Below are 19,109 nucleotides of genomic sequence, written 5' to 3' on the forward strand. Positions count from 1 at the left end.
CAATGAAACGCTTTGATTCCGGTACGCTCATCCCCGGATCGACCTGGAAGGCCGAAGCCGAAAGCGAGGCGGAAGTGGTGCGCCGTGCCGTGGAAAACCTCAAGAATTTCCATGGTGAAACCGAGGTTCGCCCGGAAATGGTTGAGCGGATCAAGGAACGCATCGTGGACGTAGATGCCAAGGGCACTACGAAGCACTGACTTCCACGCGCCGAGCTATCGGACGTCCAAGGTTTCCAACAGCTCATCCCGCGTCAGCGAAAAGGCGCTTTGAACCCAAAGCGTCTCCAGCCGGGCCAGAGTCGCTCCTACTTCTGGCCCGGGTTCGACGCCGTTTGCCACTATGTCCTTGCCCGAAACCGGAAAATCCGGGTTGGGCAGGCGCGCTATTTCGCGCGCTGCTTCCATGAGGCGGTCCCGCGGCCAATTGTGCTGGGCCGCAGCCACCGCCAATCCCTCAATCGCCTCATCGCGATAGCGATAGACCCCGAGCGCCACCTGATCCTCAGACATCAGCTGGGCGGCCGCGAAAACGCGCCGCGCGGCTTCAACTGATGCATTGGAGAGCCGCCAGCGTTCCTGCTGCGCGTCGATATCACTGCCCGCCAGTAGCGCCAGCCGCGCCGCGGGATTGTGGCCGCCAAGCACCTCGTATCGCAACACGGCCGACAACTCGCTGCGCGACAACGACAAAAGCCCGATCTCGTTCATGACCGCGATGGTCAGCGCAATCTTGGGCAAAGCCAGCATGCGCAGCATTTCCGAGCCGACACGCTCTGCCGACAGATGATCGAGTTTCCCCACCGCCAGCTGGCAGGCCGACAACCCCTCAGCATCGAGCTTCTCGCCGCCATGGCTCGCCGAAAAACGGAAGAACCGGTAGACGCGCAAACCGTCCTCGGCAATGCGCTCGGCCGCATCGCCGATAAAACGCACACGCGTAGCGAGAGCATCCCCCGCACCCTTGAGCGGATCGAAAAGCTTGCCATCAAAACCGCAATAGATGGCGTTGAGCGTAAAATCCCGGCGCTTGGCGTCCTCGGTCCAATCGGTGCCGAACTGCACCTGCGCATGCCGCCCGTCGGTCTCGACATCGCGCCGCAGCGTCGTGACTTCGACCGTCGTGTCGTTGAGCTTCAGCGTTACCGTCCCATGGTCGATACCGGTGGGATAGGTCGAAATGCCCGCCGCCTTGGCGCGCTGCATCACCACGACAGGCAAAAGCTCGGTTGCCATGTCGATATCAGCTTCGGGGCGCAGCCGCCCCATCAGGGTATCGCGCACGATTCCCCCGACAGCGCGTGTCCTCCCCTCCTGCGCATCGAGCGCGGCAAAAATCGCCTGCACATCGGGACGGGCAAGCCATTCGGTCTGCGGCAGGTGGTCGGGGATCATGTTTCACCCAAAATAAGATCGCGGAATTTGCGGGTGAGATTGGCGGTAATGCCCCAGATGACATGGCCATCGTGGTCGATTTGCCAGGTGGAATGCTCTTTGCCGCCCCGCTTGATCCGAAACCGGCCATAGCTGGCGGAATCGAGAATACGCTTGAGCGGCACTTCAAAAACCGAATGAACCTCGCCCGGATTTGGCACGAAAGGCCCGCTCGGCATCACTTCGGCGATGACCGGCGTGATCAGATAATTGCTGCCGGTAAAATAGGGCTCCATATAGCCCAGAATATTGGCCTCGGCCGGCTCGAGCCCGACTTCCTCATTGGCCTCGCGCAGAGCCGCTGCGCCCGCATGCGCATCCGCAGCATCGATCTTGCCACCGGGAAAGGCCACCTGGCCGGAATGCGAACGCAGATCAGGCGAGCGCTCGGTATAAAGAACAGTATGGCCCTCTGGCCGGCGCACAAGGCCGATCAGCACCGCTGCAGGTGTCGGCGGCCGCGAAAAAGGTTCGAGCGGCGCCCAGTCGGGTATGAGTTCATTGCCAGCCGGCAAGACCGGTGGGGAAACCAGCAAGCGGCCAGAAAGCAGCTCGGCAATCGGCGTATCGAAGGGCAAGGGAGCGTCCGGATGATTCAGCATCTCGGGCAGGAGTTTATGCGAGCCCCTGCCCCGATGCACCCGTTTTGATCGCCCTCAGACGCCGGCTTCAAAAGCGGCGATCGAACCCGTCAGCGTCTTGGCCAGTTCCGGATCATCGGCCAGCAGCAGCACGCGGCTCGTATCCACCGGTCCCGGGAACTGGATATTGCCCGGGGTCGTCGGCACCCAACCAAGCGGGCAGTAGTAGTCCTGATCGCCGACGAGCAGTACGAAATGGCCTTCGCCCCGCGCCAGGGCCCGCTTGCTCACTTCCCGAGCCAGCAGCTTGCCGGCGCCGCGCTTGCGGAAATTCGGATGCGTAGCCAGCGGCCCCAGGAGATAGCCCTTCATGCCGCCAACGCTGATCGGGGTCATCCAGACCGAGCCGGACGGCGTACCATCGACTTCCGAAATCAGGCTCAGGCTGGGATCGATCGGAAACCGCTCGCGCACCCGGAACGCCGTGCGCGCAAACCGGCCGGGACCAAAGGCAATCGCCTGCAGGTCTTCGACAAATGCATCATCGGCAGGGGTAGCGGGCCGAACAACAGGCTGGCCAGAGACAGGGGTAGCGTCGGCCTCGGCCGCAACGAGCGTGGTCATGGGTCTATCCAGGGAAGATTTATGTGCAAATGGGCATGCGGTCGCCCCTTGGGCACCGCGCGAGAACGACCAACTAGGGTCGTCGGAACATCTGCAAAACCTTCACCATCCTGGACGCCTCCACGTCTGAATCCGCATTAGCACCAGCGTTGTCGCCCGTAAATGGGAATATCGGCATCATGGCTGAAATTCCTGTTTCGAATGGATCGGTGTATCCCAATTGCACAACGCATTGTTGCGCCTGACGTGCCTTATCGGTTCTGATCGCGACAACTAAGTTTGCCGACAAGAGAAACGACGCAGCACGGCATGGACGCAAGTGAGCGGACAATGCCGACAGCAAGATGACGAAAAAGGACCAAAGATGGGACAATTGATCGACGGCAAATGGTCGGACAAGTGGTACGACACCAGCAAGACCGGCGGTAAATTCGTCCGGTCCACCTCCGGCTTCCGAAACTGGGTCACCGCCGACGGCAGCCCCGGCCCAACCGGCGAAGGCGGCTACGCGGCCGAAGCCGGTCGCTACCATCTCTATGTATCCCTCGCCTGTCCCTGGGCCCATCGCACCCTGATCTTCCGCAAGCTCAAGGAACTGGAAGGCCTGATTTCGGTCTCCATCGTCTCACCCAAAATGCCCGACGAGACCGGCTGGAGTTTCAAGACCGACGAAGGCTCGACCGGCGACACCCTCCTCGGCAAGGATTTTCTCCACCAGGTCTATACGGCGGCCAAGCCCGACTATACCGGTCGCGTGACCGTGCCCGTGCTCTGGGACAAGAAGACCAACACCATCGTGTCCAATGAAAGTGCGGAAATCATCCGCATGTTCAACACCGCCTTCAACGAGCTGACAGGCAACACGGACGATTACTATCCCGAGGCAGTGCGCGAGACGATCGATACGATCAATGCCCGCGTCTATGACGACATCAACAATGGCGTCTACAAGGCCGGTTTCGCCACCACCCAGGCCGCCTATGAAGAAGCCGCCAACAAGCTCTTCGACGCTCTCGATTGGGCTGAGGGCCTACTAAGCGAAAACGCCTATCTGACCGGCGACAGCATCACCGAAGCGGACTGGCGCCTCTTCACCACGCTGGTGCGCTTCGACGCCGTCTATTTCGGCCACTTCAAGTGCAACCGTCGCCGTATCGCCGACTATCCGAACCTGTCGCACTACCTGAAGGCGCTCTACGAGGTTCCCGGCGTTAAGGAAACGGTCGATATCGGCCACATCCAGACGCACTACTACTGGAGCCACATCACCATCAATCCGCACCGCATCGTGCCGATTGGTCCGGAACTCTCGTTCCTGGACTAAGGCTCAGTACCCCCAGACGTCCCGCTTGGGCGCACAGTCGAACACTTCGTCGATGCGCTGGGACGTTGCGGGGGTCACGCCCTCCGGCAGCTTGGTGATCTCGAACCAGCCGCCTTCGGAAATCTCGTGGTCCTTCTTGCGCACAAAAACAAACTCGTGCGACCGCGCCACATAGAAGAGCACGTGGTCCCGGTTCGTCACCGAGCTCGAATTGTGATAGACGCCAAAGAGTTCCATCGGGCCGGTCACACGGTGCCCGGTTTCCTCCAGCGTTTCGCGCGCAGCAGAAGCCTCTGCCGTTTCGCCCGGCTCGATCCCGCCACCGGGAAATTGCCAGCCCGGAATGAGCGTATGGCGGATCAGATAGACCTTGTTACCATCGACCAGCATGACGCGCGTACCGATGGTCATGTGGCGTATGATCCCGATAATGGTGAGAAACACCTTGGCGCGCACGCGCTGGAATCGGTTCATCATGACTGGCTTCTCCGTCGAACTTGCCGCAGGGGTAGCGTTTCCTGCGCAAAAGTCGATAGCGCTTTTCGCGCTTTTCCAATGCAGCCAAGCGCGCATTCATGCGTTTGACGCCCACGTCTTCCGGGCCGGTCACCAGATTTTGCCCGGAAAATCCGTCTATCGCGGTCGATTGACCGTTTCCCTGCGCGGCACCTTCTGGCAAAACCCCTCCCGATGACAACGCTTGCGCACATATCGGACATTCACCTCTCACCCATGCCGGAGGTGTCTTTAGGCGATCTCGTCGGCAAGCGTCTGACCGGCTATCTCAACTGGAAGCTCAAGCGCCACGGCGAACTCAACTCCGAAACGCTGACCCGCCTCGTCGCTCACATGCAGGACCAGAAGGCGGATTTCACGGCCGTCACCGGCGACCTCACCAACCTCGCGCTGCCAACCGAAATACGCCGCGCCGGAAAGTGGTTGCAGGACCTGGGCGACAGCGAGCGCACAGCCGTCTGCCCCGGCAATCACGATGCCTATGTGCCCGGCGCGCTCGAAATGGCCCGCGACATGTGGGGCGATTATCTCAAGGGCGAGACGCTTGAAGGCGCCCCCTTCCCCTTCGTGCGCCGTATTGGCGACGTCGCGATTATTTCCTGTTCCAGCGCCGTGCCCACCGCCCCCTTCTTCGCCATCGGCCGCTTTGAAGAAAAGCAGGCAGCACGGCTCGACCGCATTCTGAAACTCCTGGGCGACGCTGGCTATTTCCGCGTGGTGCTGATCCACCACCCGCCCAATGCCGAGTTGCAGCACCCCTCCTTCGGCCTCAAGGGCCACCGCATCTTCCGCCAGGTCATCGCCAATCGCGGCGCCGAAATGATCCTGCACGGCCACACGCACCGCTCCTCGTTGCACCACATTCCGGGGCTGGACCACGAAGTCCCGGTGATCGGCGTCGCCGCCGCTAGCGCTGCACAAGGCGGAACGCTGGACGATCCGGCCCGCTACAACCTCTTCCGCATCGAAAAGAACGGCAACGGCTGGTCCTGCACCATGCGCGAATACGGTTTTCAGCGCATCGGCAGCGAAATCGTCATGCGCATGCAGATGCGGATCTATTGAGCGCGCGCAGCGCTTTCGCCCCACTCCCGCCATCGCCGCAAATCACCTATATGGTAGTGCAAAGCCGCGTGAGTTGCCCGTGACCGAATCCTTTGAAATCCTGCCCCCCAGTTTTGACCCGGCAAGCGGCGAGGCCCGCTTTCCGTATCGCCTGGGAGCGCTGAACTTTACCGAAGTGCTGGGCCTGCCCAAGGGCGCCAAGGCGGAGCTGGCAGAGGGCCCCGCTTTCCAAAAGCTGCTTGACTTGACCGCCTTCGTGCTGGGCGTGAGCTACTTCAAGCTCCGCGCGCCCTTGGACATCGTGGCGCCAAACCTGGCGCTCACCGCCGCCGAAAAGGCCTTCGTCATCGACGTATACGAAAACGGCCTCGGCGAATTCTATGCCCGCAACAACCTGGCGCGTTTCGGCCGACTGAACCTTTCGACCGCCGACGACCCGCTGGAACGCAAGCCCGCACCCGACCTCCCCGAGCGCACGCTGCTGCCGATCGGTGGCGGCAAGGATTCGCTCGTCAGCGTTGAACTTCTGAGCCATGTCGGTGTCGATTTCACACCCTTCGCCGTCAATCCAAAAGGCCCGATCCTGACCTCGGTGGACGCGATCGGCCGCGCGCCAATCTATGTAACGCGTACCCTCGACGCTGAAATGATCCGCCTCGGCAAGGAGCCGGGCTACTACAATGGCCACGTCCCCTCCACCGCGATCAATTCCATGATCGCCTCGCTCTGCGCCCTGCTCTTCGGCTACGACCAGATCGTGCTCAGCAATGAGCGCTCGGCCAGCGAGGGGAATGTCGTGTTCGACGGACGCGAGACCAATCATCAATATTCGAAGTCGCTGGGCTTCGAACTGCTGATCGCCGACACTCTCGGCAACGCCACCGGCGGCGCGCTGAAATACTTCTCGCTGCTGCGCCCCTATTCCGAAGCGCGCATTGCCTCGCTTTTCAACCAGGGCACGCGCTTTGATGCAGTATTCTCAAGCTGCAACCGCAATTTCCGCCTGACCGGCAATGACGGCCCTCTCTGGTGCGGCGAATGCCCAAAATGCCACTTCGTCTTCCTGATCTTTGCGCCCTTCATGGCCAAGGAACGGCTCTTGAAAATCTTCGGCCGCAATCTGCTCGAAGTGCCGGAATATGAAGGCTCGTTCCGCGAACTTGCAGGCCTTGCCGGACAGAAGCCCTGGGAATGTGTGGGCGAAATCCTCGAAGCCGCCGCCTGCTTCTACACGCTCACCCGCCATGCCGACTGGCATCAGGACGCCGTCGTGCGCGCCGTGAAGGCTGATCTTTTCGCCCAATATGGCGAGGAGCGGCTGCAACTGGCCATGGCCGAATGCCTGACCGATAGCCATGACCACCACATCCCCCCGGCGCTCGCCGCGAAGGTGGCCGCCTATGCGGTTTGACGAACCCGTCCTGCTCTACGGCGCCGGGCGCGAAGCCAATTCGACCCGGCAATTCCTCAAGCGCATCCAGCCCGATCTGCAGGTCTTCGTGACCGTGGACTCTGGCGCCGCCGACGTGCCGGAGACGGAAACCATCGCCGCCGCAGATCTGCCCGCCGCCATGGCCGCGCGGCGCTTCGGCACCATCGTGAAAAGCCCGGGCGTGTCGCGCTACAAACCGATTTTTGCCACGGCTGCCGGTGCCGGAATTGTGGTGACCTCGAACCTCAATCTGTGGGGCGCGACCTATCGTAGGGACCGCACCGTCATTGCCATTTCGGGCACCAAGGGCAAATCGACCACGGCGACGCTTGTCCACCTCATGCTGGCGCGTTCAGGGCTGGATGCAGGCCTTGCCGGCAATGTCGGCCTCGCCCCACTCGAAATCGCCGACAAACACGCCATCGTCGTGTTTGAGCTGTCGAGTTACCAGACCGCCGACATGGGTTTCATTCCCGACATCGCGGCGATCACCAATCTCTATCCCGAGCACGTCGACTGGCACGGCTCAATCGAGCGCTACTACGACGACAAGCTCAACCTGGTTGACCGCGATGGCAGCTTCGCCGTCGCGCTGGGCCACGCCGCCGCCAGCAATGCCCGCGTCGCCAAGGCCGTGCGCGACCATCGCCGACTGGTGAAGCCACTCTCAGAAGAACAGGCCATCGCTCTCGAGGCCGCCGTATCGCGCTCGCGGCTCAAGGGCGCGCACAATCTCGACAATGCCATTCTCGCAACAGAAATCGCCCTGACGGCCGGCGCGACCATGGACGGCATTCTTGCCGGCATTGCCGCCTTCCGGCCCCTGCCCCATCGCCTCGAAGAGCACCGCATTGGCTCGGTGACCGTTGTCAACGATTCCATCTCCACGACACCTGAAGCCACCAAGGCCGCGCTGGCCGCCTATCCCGGCCGACGCATCGCACTGATCGCCGGCGGCCACGAGCGGGAGCAGGACTATGCCGAGCTCGCCACTCTCCTGGCGCCACGTGGTGTGACCACACTGGTGACCCTGCCCGTGACCGGACAACGCCTCGCCACGGCCACCCGCCAAGCAGCCCCGGATATCGAGGTGACCGAAGTGCCAGACCTCGAAACGGCCGTGGCCACTCTCGAAGAAAAGCGCGAAAAATTCGACACGATCATCCTGTCGCCCGGCGCGCCTTCCTACAATCAGTTCAAGAATTTCGAAGAACGCGGCCTGCGCTTCGTCGAGCTTTGCCGGACCCATTTTTCGGACGCACAATCATGAACGGCGCCCTCTATCTCGGCATCGCCATTGTCGGTGAGGTGATCGCCACCTCATTCCTGCGCGCCTCGGCCGGCTTTACCCAGCTTGTGCCCTCCATCGTCGTGGTCGTGGGCTATTGTGTGACCTTCTACTTCTTCTCCCTCGCCCTGCAGACCATTCCAGTCGGCATCGGCTACGCCATCTGGTCGGGCGTTGGGATCATCCTCGTCTCGATCATCGCCTTTTTCGCCTATGGCCAGACGCTGGACCTGCCGGCCCTGATCGGCATAGGCCTCATTCTCGCCGGCGTGTTGGTCATCAACCTCTTCAGCCAGTCGAGCGCTCACTGAGAGCTAGTAGGCCGTCACGAGGGATAGCGGCGGCACTCCGGCCTCGGCGAGCACAGTGCGAATACGATCGAGCAGCGCTGGATCGGTAATGCGTCGCCGTAGTTGCGTCACGATGCCGACACTGCGGAAACTGGGAACCTCCAGCACGCGTGGCAATTGCCGCATGACCTGCGCCTGATCGCCGGCGCCCTCAGCGGCGAGAATGGCAAGGATCGGTCCCATTTCGCGGTCGGAGCGAGCATAGACTTCAGCGTAGCGCCCGGCCTTGGCGAAATCGCCCTCTCGAATGGCGACGAGTGTCGGCACGCCGTAATACCAATCCGGAATGATCGTATGGGCGTCGAGCGCCCTTTGGGCCAAGGGAATGGCCTGCTCGAGTCGCCCGATGAACGCCATATGCCGCGCATGTGCGGCGAGCGCATCCAAATTTGAGGGGTTCGATTGCAGCGCCGTGCCATAGGCGGCCTCGGCCAGACCATGCTCACCAAGCACCTCATGCAGACGCGCACGCTGCTCCCAGACAAAGCTGTTGGTCGGCAGAATGCGCACGGCCTCGCCAAGCATCTCGTTGGCTGTTCGATACCTGTCGAGCTGCGCGGTGGCTGATGGCTTGCCGCTATCTGTTTCCTCGGCCAGGAGGCTCGCAGCTGCCGCAAGTGCAATACCCGTCTTCTGATCGCTCTCCGGTAGCGCGGCATAACAGGACCTCGCGCGCTCTGCGGCGCCGAGCGTCGAGCTCTCACGATACATCGTGAACAACAGGCGGCAGAGATAGAGGTTCTCACCGCCCGAAAGCGGGTTCTGGGTAAGAAACAGGCGCGCCCGCGTATGCAGCGGCCCGCGCGGATTGCCGAGCACATCCAGGATGTCGCTTGAGATCCGGTCGATTCGTCCGGGGTCGGACAATTGCCGCTCCGAGACGACGAGCGAGCGATTCCAGACCACGCTATTGGTCGTTAGGTCCGTGAGGATGACGCTATACTGTAAATTGGACGGCGCCCCGGGGTCACGCCGGATGATGCCGGTGAGCACGTAGCCGTCGGCCCGAACCGGCTCAGCATTTGCTTCCCCGCGGCTACCATAGTCGACGGTAAGAAAGCTCAGTGGCTGCAGACGGTCAACCAGTTCAACCGCCACGCCGGACACCGATGCAGTGATCGAGGGGTCATCGGTGAGGTTTTGAAACTCCATCACCCGCAGGCTCGGCTGCTGCATGACGCCATTCTGCGTCACCTGCTGCTCCTGCCGCGGCCCCCAGGTTGAGAGCGAATAAGCCAGCGCCGCAGCGCCTATGGCAATGATCAGGAGCACAAACCAGGACACGGTGACATGCCCGCGCGGCGCAGGGTTCTCGTTTGCATCAAGGTCGAAAAAACGCGGTGCCGCTTGCGCCGGAACGGGTTGAGTGCTCGCATCGACCTCAATGAAATCAGGCACATAGCGCCCGATGGGCAACACGATTCGCAGCGTCTCGTCAGCGCCCGGACCGCGATAATACTGGTCTAGAAGTGCCCTGAGGCGGCGAGCCTGCACGCGAACAATGGGATCGCTCTGCGGATCGAAATCGGCCGGGCGGCCGAAGACATCGACGGCAATGGAATAAGCCTTGATCGATTGCGTATCGCCATCGAGTCGGCGGTTGACGATGTAGTCGAGAAAACGAGTCAACTGGGGCGACCGGGCCATTTCAGGCCAAGCCGTCAGGCGATCCAGCGCCGCCAGCACCGCATCTCTATCGTCTTTGGCCTCGGCCATTTTACCCCCGTATGGAGGTTAATAGTCCTTGCTTACATGTAAAAAGCAACCCCGACTTACGTCTATTTTACGCGAGTTTGCCTATCCGCATCGCCCGCCCTCCCTCATATGGCGGATGTCGGTTCAATGAATTCAATGAACCTGACACGGTTCCCGGCAGATAGGCCCTGCTGGACCCATGAGACCACCAAAGTGTTTCTGAACCAGCATGCGGCGCGGCGGCCGCATGTTTTTCCACAAGTGTGATTTGCCCGGTGCGGTTCGGGCAGAGGTAAGCGTGTGACCAGTCCATTTGCGCAGGCGCCCTTCATCGGGCTGATCGATGACGACGGCCATTCGGCTCGCCTGTTCATGCGTGTGCTGGCGGCCAATGATGGCCCCTCGGTTCGCCATTATGGCGACGAAGAGGAAGGGTTTGCAGATCTCGCCCAAGTGTTGGGCGATCCGCAATCGCATTGGCCGGAATTGCTGGTCGTGGACCTCAAGGACCACAGCTACGCTACCCTCGAGTTTGTCCGCCGCCATCAGGCTTGGCTGCACCAAAAGGGTGTCGCGCTGGTGGTGATGGTGCCCCCCACCGATCGGGCCGGGCGCATGATCTATCTCGAAGCCGGCGCTGCTGCCGTCTTCTTCCGCCAGCCAGAGGCCGATGCCTATCGGCACGAACTGGCGGGCATTGCGAATTTCTGGGCGCGTAGTGAGCGCCTGGATGCTGTTGGCATGTGACTCCTGCGTCCACAGGTTGCGTGCCTGGACGGAGAGCATCGCTGCGAGCCACGGTTCCCACCGTGTCCTGCATTCCCAAGCGTTGCTCTCCGTCTTCGAAATACAGGCGTCGGTCTGCACCATCGACGTCTGACACGGCTGGTTCAGCTCCAAGTGAACTGGCGTGGGGGCACGGTTGCGATACCTCCCGATCGCAACCGTACGGGGAGAAGCATCTCGCCCGGCAGCGCTACTGTCCCTCAGCGCCGCCAGGCTACCTATTATGCTTCTCCCCGCGGCCCAACTTTTCCTCTCCCCTCCCCTTATCCGCCTCATCGTCTTCATCTTCCTTGTTGCCGATGAGTCGATGCGCCACGGCGCGCAACGCGGCGAGCACGAGAACGGCCAGAATGGTTGTGCCGACAGCCAGGGTGTAAAATCCCAGGGCGCAGGCGACCCCTACGGCACCGGCCATCCACATTCCCGCGCCCGTCGTCAGCCCCTGCACTGTTCCTCCCGAACGGAAGATCGCGCCCGCGCCTAAGAAGGCTATGCCGGCCGTGACAGCCTCGACCGCGCGAATGGGGTCGGCCTGCGTGCCCGCCCCGCCGCCAATGGTGTGAAAAATCTCGAAGGTGAGGATGGTGAAGAGCGCAGCCGCGACCGCGATCAGGATATGGGTGCGCAACCCGGCTTCCGCCGTGCGCACCTCGCGCTCGAAGCCGATCACCGCTCCGCAGAGCGCAGCGATGATCAGTCTGATGGCGATGATGTGTTCGGGAAGATAAGTCTGGGTTAGTCCGAAACTATTGCCTGTATCCATGCCCCAAAATCCGAAAGTGACGCTGCCGTCACAATCGCCGGGGCATGGACTTGGTTCCGCCTCAGGAAGCGACGCGGATTTGTAGCTTCACGTCGTCTGGGCGCGCTTCAACGGCACGGTCGAAAGCCGCCTTGGAATCTTCGAAGGCAAACGTCTCGGAAATCAGCGGCTTCAAATCCACCTTGCCCGAGGCGATCAGCGCAATGGCGCGGTCATATTGGTGGGCATATCGGAAGACGTTTTCGATCCGCAGTTCCTTGGTCGAAGCCGCGGCGATGTCGACCTTGGTCGGCTCGACAGGCAGACCAACCACCACGATGCAGCCACCAGGCCGCGGCAGGTCCATGATGGTCTCCCAGGCGCGCGGCGAGCCCGAGCATTCGAACACCACATCCGCGCCCCAACCCTCGGTCAGTTCGCCAATCTTGTCGACGAGCTTGGTCTCACGAATATTGACCGGAATGATGCCCTGATACTGCGCGGCAATGTCGAGCTTGGGCTGGGCCAGATCGGCAACGATGACGCGAGCGCAGCCGCCGGCCAGCGCCGCCAAGGCCACCATGGTGCCGATCGGACCGGCGCCGAGCACGACGGCGGTATCGCCGGGCGTGATGCGGGCCTTGGTCGCCGCCTGCATGCCCACCGCAAAGGGCTCGACCATCGCGCCTTCGGCAAAGCTCACATGGTCTGGCAGCTTGAATGTGTAATTAGCCGGATGCACGACTTCGGGAGTAAGAACCCCATGGATCGGCGGCGTCGCCCAAAAGCGCACTGCGGGATCGACATTGTACATGCCGAGGCGGCTGGCGCGCGAATTGGGGTCCGGAATACCCGGCTCCATGCAGACGCGATCACCCACCTTGAGATGGCTCACGCCTTCGCCGACCTCGACCACGGTACCCGCCGCCTCGTGGCCCAGCACCATGGGTGCATCGACGACGAATGGCCCGATGCGACCATGGGTATAGTAGTGCACGTCCGAGCCGCAGACGCCGACCGTGTGGATAGCGATCCGCACCATGCCCGGCCCAACCTCGAGCGGCAGGTCAATTTCCCGCAGACCGAGTTCATGCTGCTTTTCCAGAACCAGCGCGCGCACCTTGGCCATGACATCCTCCTGAATCGACCAGCCGAGCATTAGCCCATCGCCTGGGCAACGGCCAGCACCTCGCACTGGCGAAACAGGCCGTTAACTCAGATTTTGGAGCCCCCGGGACGATTCACTCTCCGCTAACGGCCGTCGACCGAGAGTTCCTGCACATTCTGGGGGCGACAATGCAGTTGCGGGACACAACGCATTTCACGACCCGGTTCCTCCTGCCCATCGTGGTGGTGACCGGCATCACAATTCTGGCGCTGGCCGGCTTTCTCGCCTGGTCAGCACAACGCATCGATGACGATGCGCTGGCGCGAGAAAAGCTGCTGCTCGAACGCGCTCTGCAAGAACAGAAGTCGCAGATGTACATCGCCCAGGAAGAACTGGCGGTGTGGGACGAAGCTGTCGTGGCCGTCGAAACCAGCGACCTGCAATGGCTGGTCGACAATCTCGGCGTCTATGCCTTCGACTTCTACGGGCACAATCGCAGCTTCGTCGTCGACAACGCCCTAAAACCCATCATGGCGACCCGCGATGGCGGCCAGGTGCCGGCCAAATCATCCGCCGACGCTATCGAAAAGCTTGCGCCCTTCTTCGAGCAATTGCGCAGCCTCGATACCCAAGCCGCAATTTCCGCCTACAATGCCGGCGTGTCGGACACGCTGCCTCAAGCGATCGATTTCACGCTCTTTGAGGGCCTCCCGGCCCTCGTCGCGGTCATGCCCATCCTTTCCTATAGCGGCGATAACGCCCCGACCGTCGGCGAAGAGGGCTTCTACATCTCGGTGGGACTGCTCGGCGACGAGCTCGCCGCCTATTTCGGCGATCAATACCGCATCGACCAACCCAAATTCATCGACGTCGAACCGCCGGCCGACACCGACGCCGCACTTCCCATTCTCAACGCCGAGGGCCAGGCGTTTGCATGGCTAATCTGGCAACCGGAGCGCCCCGGCGCTCGCCTTGTGGGAGCCGCCATGCCCGCGCTGCTGGCCGCCCTGGCCATCGGCATCATCATCGTTGGGCTGCTACTACGCAGCCTCCGCGGCGCTCTGTTCCAGCTTCAAGCCGAACGCGAAGAGGCCCGCCATCGAGCCCAGCACGACCCGCTCACCGGCCTCGGCAACCGCGCCCTGTTTCAGACGCGATTGAACGAATGCCTCAATGCCATATCCGAGGGCGAACCGCGCCTCGCCGTGCTTGCGCTTGATCTCGACAAGTTCAAGCAGGTCAATGACACGCTCGGCCATCAGGCGGGCGACGAACTGCTGGTTCAGATTGGCGCGCGCATAAAACCCCTGCTGGGCCAGGACGACACGCTCATTCGCCTCGGCGGCGACGAATTCGCCATCATCCAGCCCGGCATTAGGAGCCACGAAGCGCCCCAGGCACTGGCTCAATCCATCGTGGAAGCGCTGACCCAACCCATCAGCCTGGCGGCAGGCAAAGCAACGGTCGGCGTCAGCATCGGCATTGCCACGGCGCCCGACATGGCCCACAACGAAACCGATTTGGTGCGCTTTGCAGACGACGCGCTCTACCGCGCCAAGAATGGCGGTCGCAACCGATATTGCCTCTACAGCGCCACCCCAGCCAGCGAGCCGGCCCGGATCGACACGCAATTGCGTGACGCCTTTGCCGCCCGTCGCGCCACGGCCTAGTTTTAGGCCGCCGGCATGGCGATGCTGTAAATGATGTAGATGACCACCAGAGCGATCACGACACCGATCAGCGACATGGCAAGCACACGCGAATTCATTTTGCGTGAGTTGGCCTGACGCAGTTCGGTCGCACTCTTGTGGGGATCGTAGGTTTTCATAACGCTCTCCCGAAAAGCCCCTCGAATCCAACGTTTGCGGGTCGGCAGAGTTCCGTGGCGGGGGCTTGACGCGGCGAACGGGCCGACCGACCTTTCGGCATGTTCAGACCAGAGTCCTCAATTATGACCACCCCTGCCCTCCTCACCCGCATGATCACGGCCGGACAGGGCAAGGAACCGGCAGACCTCGTCATCCGCAATGTGGGTATGCTCGACGTCATCACCGGCACCGTCACCACCACTGACATCGCCGTCGTCGCTGACCGCATCGTGGGCACGCACGCCCGCTACGAGGGCAAAACCGAGATCGACGGCACCGGCCGGTTCGCCGTTCCGGGCTTCATCGATACCCATCTCCACATCGAATCCTCGCTGGTAACCCCGCTGGAATTCGATCGCTGCGTGCTGCCACACGGCGTAACGACGGTGCTTTGCGATCCGCACGAAATCGCCAATGTGCTTGGCGCCGAGGGCATCCGCTATTTCCTCGACAGCGCCGAGCGCACCATCATGGATGTGCGCGTCAACCTCTCCTCCTGCGTGCCCGCAACTCCGTTCGAAACCGCCGGTGCCCAGCTTAAAGTGGAAGACCTGCTGCCCTTCCGCAGCCACCCCAAAGTGCTGGGCCTTGCGGAGATGATGAACTTTCCGGGCGTCCTCAACGCCGATCCCGGAATTCTCGCCAAACTCGTCGCCTTCCAGGGCGACCACATCGACGGCCACGCCCCACTCCTTCTCGGCCAAGGCCTCAACGGCTATCTCGCCGCCGGCATCCGCACCGACCACGAGGCCACCAGCGCCGCCGAAGCCCGCGAAAAGCTGGCCAAGGGCATGGCCATCCTCATCCGCGAAGGCTCGGTCTCCAAGGATTTGAAGGCCCTCGCCGAAATCCTCGACGAAAACACCTCGGCCTTCGTCGCCCTTTGCACTGACGATCGCAATCCCCTCGACATCGCCGAGGAAGGCCATCTCGACAGCTCCATCCGCCGCCTCATCGCCATGGGTCGCCCGCTGCACCACGTTTATCGCGCCGCCAGCCACTCGGCCGCCCGCATCTTCGGCCTCCGGGACCGCGGTCTCCTCGGCCCCGGCTGGCGCGCCGACATCGCCATCGTCGACAGCCTTGAGGACTGCCGCGTCTCCGACGTCATCGCTGCCGGCCGCGTGGTCACCCCCGCACTGTTCGAAACCCGCGGCACGGTCGCTCCCGTCGGCCTGACCTCGGTCAAGGCAAAGCCTGTCACCGCCGAAGCCTTCATCACCGAACCCAAACCCGGTCAGAACCGAGTCCCAGTCATCGGCGTAAAGCCCGGCCTGATCCTCACCTTCCGCGAGGAAGCAACCCTGGCCTCGACCGAGAACGGCCTGCAACCAGACACCGACGCCGACGTCATCAAGGTCGCTGTCATCGAGCGTCACGGCAAAAACGGCAATATCGGCCGGTCCTTCGTCACCGGCTTCGGCCTCAAGCGCGGCGCCATCGCCTCCTCCGTCGGCCACGACAGCCACAACATCACCGTGGTCGGCGCCACCGACGAAGATATGGCCGTCGCCGTCAATCGCTTGATCGAGCTCGGCGGCGGGTTCGTCACCGCCGATGGCGGCAAGGTCACAGCCGAATTGGCCCTCCCCATTGCCGGCCTCATGAGTCTCAAGAGCTTCGAAGACGTCGCCCACGACCTCCACCACCTGCGCGATGCCGCCAAGGCGCTAGACTGCGTCCTGCCCGAACCCTTCCTGCAGGTCGCCTTCCTCGCCCTCCCTGTCATCCCACATCTGAAAATGACCGATCGCGGCCTCTTCGACGTCGACAAATTCGACTTTGTGAGCTGACCCATGAGCCTGTCCTCGCTCTATCTCGCCTGGGTCGAAGACCTGCCTCCCCGGCTAAACGGCGTGAAGAAAACGCGCGGACTGTCCCTCACCATGGATGACGGCGTCATCCTCAAGACCGACCACTATGCTCCGCGTGCCGACGGCCCCCACCCGACCATCCTGATGCGCCTGCCCTACGGCCGGCGCGGTTTCAGCGCCATTTGCGAGGCCTATGCCGAGCGCGGCTTCCACGTCGTCATCCAGGCTTGCCGCGGCACCGAACGTTCGGGCGGCGAATTCGACCCCTTTGCCAATGAGCGCGCCGACGGCCTCGCCACGCTCAAATGGATCAAGGAGCAACCCTGGTTCGACGGCCGCATCGGCCTCACCGGCCCCAGCTATCTCGGCTATGCCCAATGGGCCATTTCCGACGCCCTGCCGCCGGTCGCCGCCATGGCCACCAAGGTGACGACCTCCAACTTCCGGCCCGTCGTCTTCCCCTCCGGCGCGTTCCACCTTAACCTCTGGCTAAGCTGGGTGCAGGTCATCGAAGGTCTACGCGGCCGCCCGCTGGCCACGGCCGCCCGCATGTTCTCCGGCGATATCGAGCGCCGCACCGATCGCGCCGCCGGCGCGCTGCCATTGATCGAGGCCGACAAGATCGCCGTAGGCCACAAGATCGGCTTCTGGCGCCACTGGTTCGAACACGCCATCGGCAATGACGACTTCTGGAAAGAGATCGACCACAGCCATCGCCTGTCAAAGACAACACCGCCGGTGCATTTCATCTCCGGCTGGTACGACTTCATGCTCGATCCCCTCCTCGCCGATTACCAGCGGCTGGTCGAGCTTGGGCACACACCCTACCTCACCATCGGCACCTGGTTTCACATCGCCGAGGAATTGCAGCGCGACAATCTCAGCGAAACCCTGACCTGGATGCGCGCCAAGCTCCTCGGCGACACAACTGGCCTCCGCAAGAACCCGGTTCGTATCCACATTTCGGGGAAGGACGAATGGCATGAATTCGAGCGCTACCCTCCGGGCCCACCCGCGCCGATCAACCTGAGCATCGGCCCAGACCGCCAATTGCTGGATGGCGGCAACACTACTACCGGCAGCGATAGCTATCGCTACGACCCAAGCGACCCCACGCCCAATCTAGGCGGCGCCATCTTCGCCTTTACCGGCGCTGGCGCCCAGGACAATGCGCCGCTCGAAGCCCGCTCGGACGTTCTCACCTATACCGGCCCCGCGCTTCTGAAACCGCTGACCATCATCGGCCAGTGCCAGGTGCGCCTCCGCGCCCGCGCCAGCCTGCCCCACGCCGACTTCTTCGTGCGTCTCTCCGATGTCGACCCCAATGGTGCCTCGACCAATATCTGCGATGGCTTCCTCCGCGTCACGCCGGAAACCAAAACCGAAGCCGACGGCAGCTGGACGCTCACCTTCCCCCTCCACGCCACAGCCCATAGCTTCCTCGCCGGCCATCGCCTGCGCCTGCTAATCGCCTCCGGCGCCCATCCTCGCTACGCTCGCAATCCCGGCACCGGCGAGCCCATCAGCACCGCCAAGACGCTGCTCGCCAATGACATCGAGATTCTCCACGAGGGCACCGGCATCACCCTGCCCACCCACGAACTAATCTGACATTGACGATCAGCATTTAATCCCTTAGTGCCGCTGGAGCATTTGAGGGAGCCCGACCATGGCGGAAGAAAAGTCCGTATTGCAGCCGACCAGCGACGAAGCCCGGCGCCAGGCCAAAACCCTGCTCCGCTCGGCCCGCTATGGCGCGCTGGCAACGCTCGATCCGCAAACCGGTGCTCCACAAGTCACCCGCGTCGGCGTCTCCACCGATTTCGACGGCGCCCCGGTCCTCCTGATCTCGGGCCTCGCCGCCCACTTCCCGGCCCTCAAGGCGGATGGCCGCTGCTCACTGCTGCTCGGCGAAACTGGCAAGGGCGATCCCCTCGCCCACCCGCGCATTTCTATCGCCGCCGAAGCCAAAATCCTCGAGCGAGACGATCCCGATAGCCAGCGCATCGCCGCGCGCTATCTCGCCCATCAGCCCAAGGCGAAGCTCTATGCCGAACTGGGCGATTTCCGTTTCGTGCGCTTGGAGCCGCGCTCGGCCAGCCTCAATGGCGGCTTCGGCAAGGCCTTCGCCCTCACTGCCGAAGACCTGCTTTCCAACGGCGACCCCGCTCTCGCCGCGGCCGAAGGCAATGCCGTGGATCACATGAACGAAGACCATTTTGAGGCCGTCGACCTCTACGCCCGCCACTACGCCAAGGCGCCATCGGGCAAATGGGTCCTCACCGGCATCGACGCCGAGGGCATCGACATCGCCGATGGCGACGATGTCAGGCGCATCTTCTTTGAAAAGCCGATCACCGTCCCGCAGGACATGCACATCGTCTTGGTCCAGATGGCCCGCGCCGCGCGCGTCGCCTTCATGGAAGTCTGACCTAGCCAACCAGATGACGCCAAACTAAATTTGCCCCGCTATATCTGGGGGC

At 62.4% G+C, this 19,109-nt stretch carries 19 protein-coding genes; 11 read left to right on the forward strand and 8 right to left on the reverse strand.

Going from position 1 to position 19,109, the window contains the following annotated elements:
• The first annotated feature begins 2 nt into the window (after window positions 1–2).
• On the forward strand, window positions 3–200 hold the full coding sequence (locus NVV77_RS00165) for a DUF1059 domain-containing protein (protein ID WP_295409405.1): 198 nt from the start codon (window positions 3–5) through the stop codon (window positions 198–200).
• Window positions 201–215: 15 nt separating this feature from the next.
• Here NVV77_RS00165 and NVV77_RS00170 read toward each other — a convergent pair whose 3' ends face one another.
• From NVV77_RS00170 to NVV77_RS00180, 3 genes are all read right to left on the reverse strand, one after another.
• Window positions 216–1,394: a CCA tRNA nucleotidyltransferase gene (locus tag NVV77_RS00170; protein ID WP_295409408.1), complete on the reverse strand. Its 1,179-nt coding sequence runs from the start codon at window positions 1,392–1,394 to the stop codon at window positions 216–218.
• Window positions 1,391–2,011 (reverse strand): CoA pyrophosphatase, encoded by a 621-nt coding sequence (locus NVV77_RS00175; protein WP_295409412.1) that lies wholly within the window; start codon window positions 2,009–2,011, stop codon window positions 1,391–1,393. Before NVV77_RS00175 ends, NVV77_RS00170 begins: the two co-directional genes overlap by 4 nt.
• Before the next feature lie 78 nt (window positions 2,012–2,089).
• Entirely contained in the window at window positions 2,090–2,638 is a 549-nt protein-coding gene (locus NVV77_RS00180) for a GNAT family N-acetyltransferase (RefSeq protein ID WP_295409416.1), read from the reverse strand.
• Window positions 2,639–3,002: 364 nt separating this feature from the next.
• On the opposite strand from NVV77_RS00180, the gene NVV77_RS00185 reads away from it, so the two are divergent.
• Entirely contained in the window at window positions 3,003–3,962 is a 960-nt protein-coding gene (locus NVV77_RS00185) for a glutathione S-transferase family protein (protein ID WP_295409419.1), read from the forward strand.
• A 3-nt stretch (window positions 3,963–3,965) separates the two neighbouring features.
• On the opposite strand, the gene NVV77_RS00190 is transcribed toward NVV77_RS00185, so the two are convergent.
• Complete coding sequence (locus NVV77_RS00190) at window positions 3,966–4,439, reverse strand: NUDIX domain-containing protein (RefSeq protein ID WP_295409422.1); 474 nt, start codon at window positions 4,437–4,439, stop codon at window positions 3,966–3,968.
• 213 nt (window positions 4,440–4,652) lie between these two features.
• Here NVV77_RS00190 and NVV77_RS00195 point away from each other — a divergent pair, with 213 nt between their 5' ends.
• The 4 genes from NVV77_RS00195 (at window position 4,653) to NVV77_RS00210 (ending at window position 8,574) form a co-directional block, all read left to right on the forward strand.
• Window positions 4,653–5,543: a metallophosphoesterase gene (locus NVV77_RS00195; protein ID WP_295409425.1), complete on the forward strand. Its 891-nt coding sequence runs from the start codon at window positions 4,653–4,655 to the stop codon at window positions 5,541–5,543.
• Window positions 5,544–5,622: 79 nt separating this feature from the next.
• On the forward strand, window positions 5,623–6,954 hold the full coding sequence (locus tag NVV77_RS00200; RefSeq protein ID WP_295409428.1) for a hypothetical protein: 1,332 nt from the start codon (window positions 5,623–5,625) through the stop codon (window positions 6,952–6,954).
• Window positions 6,944–8,245 carry a UDP-N-acetylmuramoyl-L-alanine--D-glutamate ligase gene (gene murD / locus NVV77_RS00205; RefSeq protein ID WP_295409431.1) on the forward strand — a complete coding sequence of 434 codons (1,302 nt, stop codon included), beginning with the start codon at window positions 6,944–6,946 and terminating at the stop codon, window positions 8,243–8,245. Before NVV77_RS00200 ends, murD begins: the two co-directional genes overlap by 11 nt.
• Window positions 8,242–8,574, forward strand: coding sequence for an SMR family transporter (locus NVV77_RS00210; RefSeq protein WP_295409434.1), 333 nt, complete (start codon window positions 8,242–8,244; stop codon window positions 8,572–8,574). Before murD ends, NVV77_RS00210 begins: the two co-directional genes overlap by 4 nt.
• 3 nt (window positions 8,575–8,577) lie before the next feature.
• On the opposite strand, the gene NVV77_RS00215 is transcribed toward NVV77_RS00210, so the two are convergent.
• Window positions 8,578–10,329: a hypothetical protein gene (locus tag NVV77_RS00215; RefSeq protein WP_295409437.1), complete on the reverse strand. Its 1,752-nt coding sequence runs from the start codon at window positions 10,327–10,329 to the stop codon at window positions 8,578–8,580.
• A gap of 279 nt (window positions 10,330–10,608) precedes the next feature.
• Here NVV77_RS00215 and NVV77_RS00220 point away from each other — a divergent pair, with 279 nt between their 5' ends.
• Window positions 10,609–11,055, forward strand: a complete 447-nt coding sequence (locus tag NVV77_RS00220) for a hypothetical protein (RefSeq protein WP_295409439.1) — start codon at window positions 10,609–10,611, stop codon at window positions 11,053–11,055.
• A gap of 253 nt (window positions 11,056–11,308) precedes the next feature.
• Here NVV77_RS00220 and NVV77_RS00225 read toward each other — a convergent pair whose 3' ends face one another.
• Window positions 11,309–11,857: an MgtC/SapB family protein gene (locus NVV77_RS00225; protein ID WP_295409441.1), complete on the reverse strand. Its 549-nt coding sequence runs from the start codon at window positions 11,855–11,857 to the stop codon at window positions 11,309–11,311.
• A 61-nt stretch (window positions 11,858–11,918) separates the two neighbouring features.
• Window positions 11,919–12,965, reverse strand: a complete 1,047-nt coding sequence (locus tag NVV77_RS00230; protein WP_295409444.1) for an NAD(P)-dependent alcohol dehydrogenase — start codon at window positions 12,963–12,965, stop codon at window positions 11,919–11,921.
• A gap of 167 nt (window positions 12,966–13,132) precedes the next feature.
• Between NVV77_RS00230 and NVV77_RS00235 the strand changes: the two genes are divergently transcribed.
• Entirely contained in the window at window positions 13,133–14,614 is a 1,482-nt protein-coding gene (locus NVV77_RS00235) for a diguanylate cyclase (protein ID WP_295409447.1), read from the forward strand.
• A gap of 2 nt (window positions 14,615–14,616) precedes the next feature.
• Here NVV77_RS00235 and NVV77_RS00240 read toward each other — a convergent pair whose 3' ends face one another.
• Window positions 14,617–14,772, reverse strand: coding sequence for a hypothetical protein (locus tag NVV77_RS00240; protein WP_295409451.1), 156 nt, complete (start codon window positions 14,770–14,772; stop codon window positions 14,617–14,619).
• Between the two features lie 123 nt (window positions 14,773–14,895).
• On the opposite strand from NVV77_RS00240, the gene ade reads away from it, so the two are divergent.
• The 3 genes from ade to NVV77_RS00255 are packed head-to-tail and all read left to right on the forward strand — an operon-like array spanning window position 14,896 to window position 19,057.
• Entirely contained in the window at window positions 14,896–16,605 is a 1,710-nt protein-coding gene (gene ade / locus NVV77_RS00245) for an adenine deaminase (protein WP_295409454.1), read from the forward strand.
• A 3-nt stretch (window positions 16,606–16,608) separates the two neighbouring features.
• The gene (locus tag NVV77_RS00250) at window positions 16,609–18,237 is read left to right on the forward strand and encodes a CocE/NonD family hydrolase (RefSeq protein ID WP_295409457.1); all 1,629 of its coding nucleotides are present in this window, start codon (window positions 16,609–16,611) and stop codon (window positions 18,235–18,237) included.
• A 58-nt stretch (window positions 18,238–18,295) separates the two neighbouring features.
• Entirely contained in the window at window positions 18,296–19,057 is a 762-nt protein-coding gene (locus NVV77_RS00255; RefSeq protein ID WP_295409460.1) for a DUF2470 domain-containing protein, read from the forward strand.
• Window positions 19,058–19,109: the final 52 nt, after the last annotated feature.

The organism is Devosia sp. (assembly GCF_024707125.1).
In the GTDB taxonomy this organism is placed as follows: domain Bacteria; phylum Pseudomonadota; class Alphaproteobacteria; order Rhizobiales; family Devosiaceae; genus Devosia.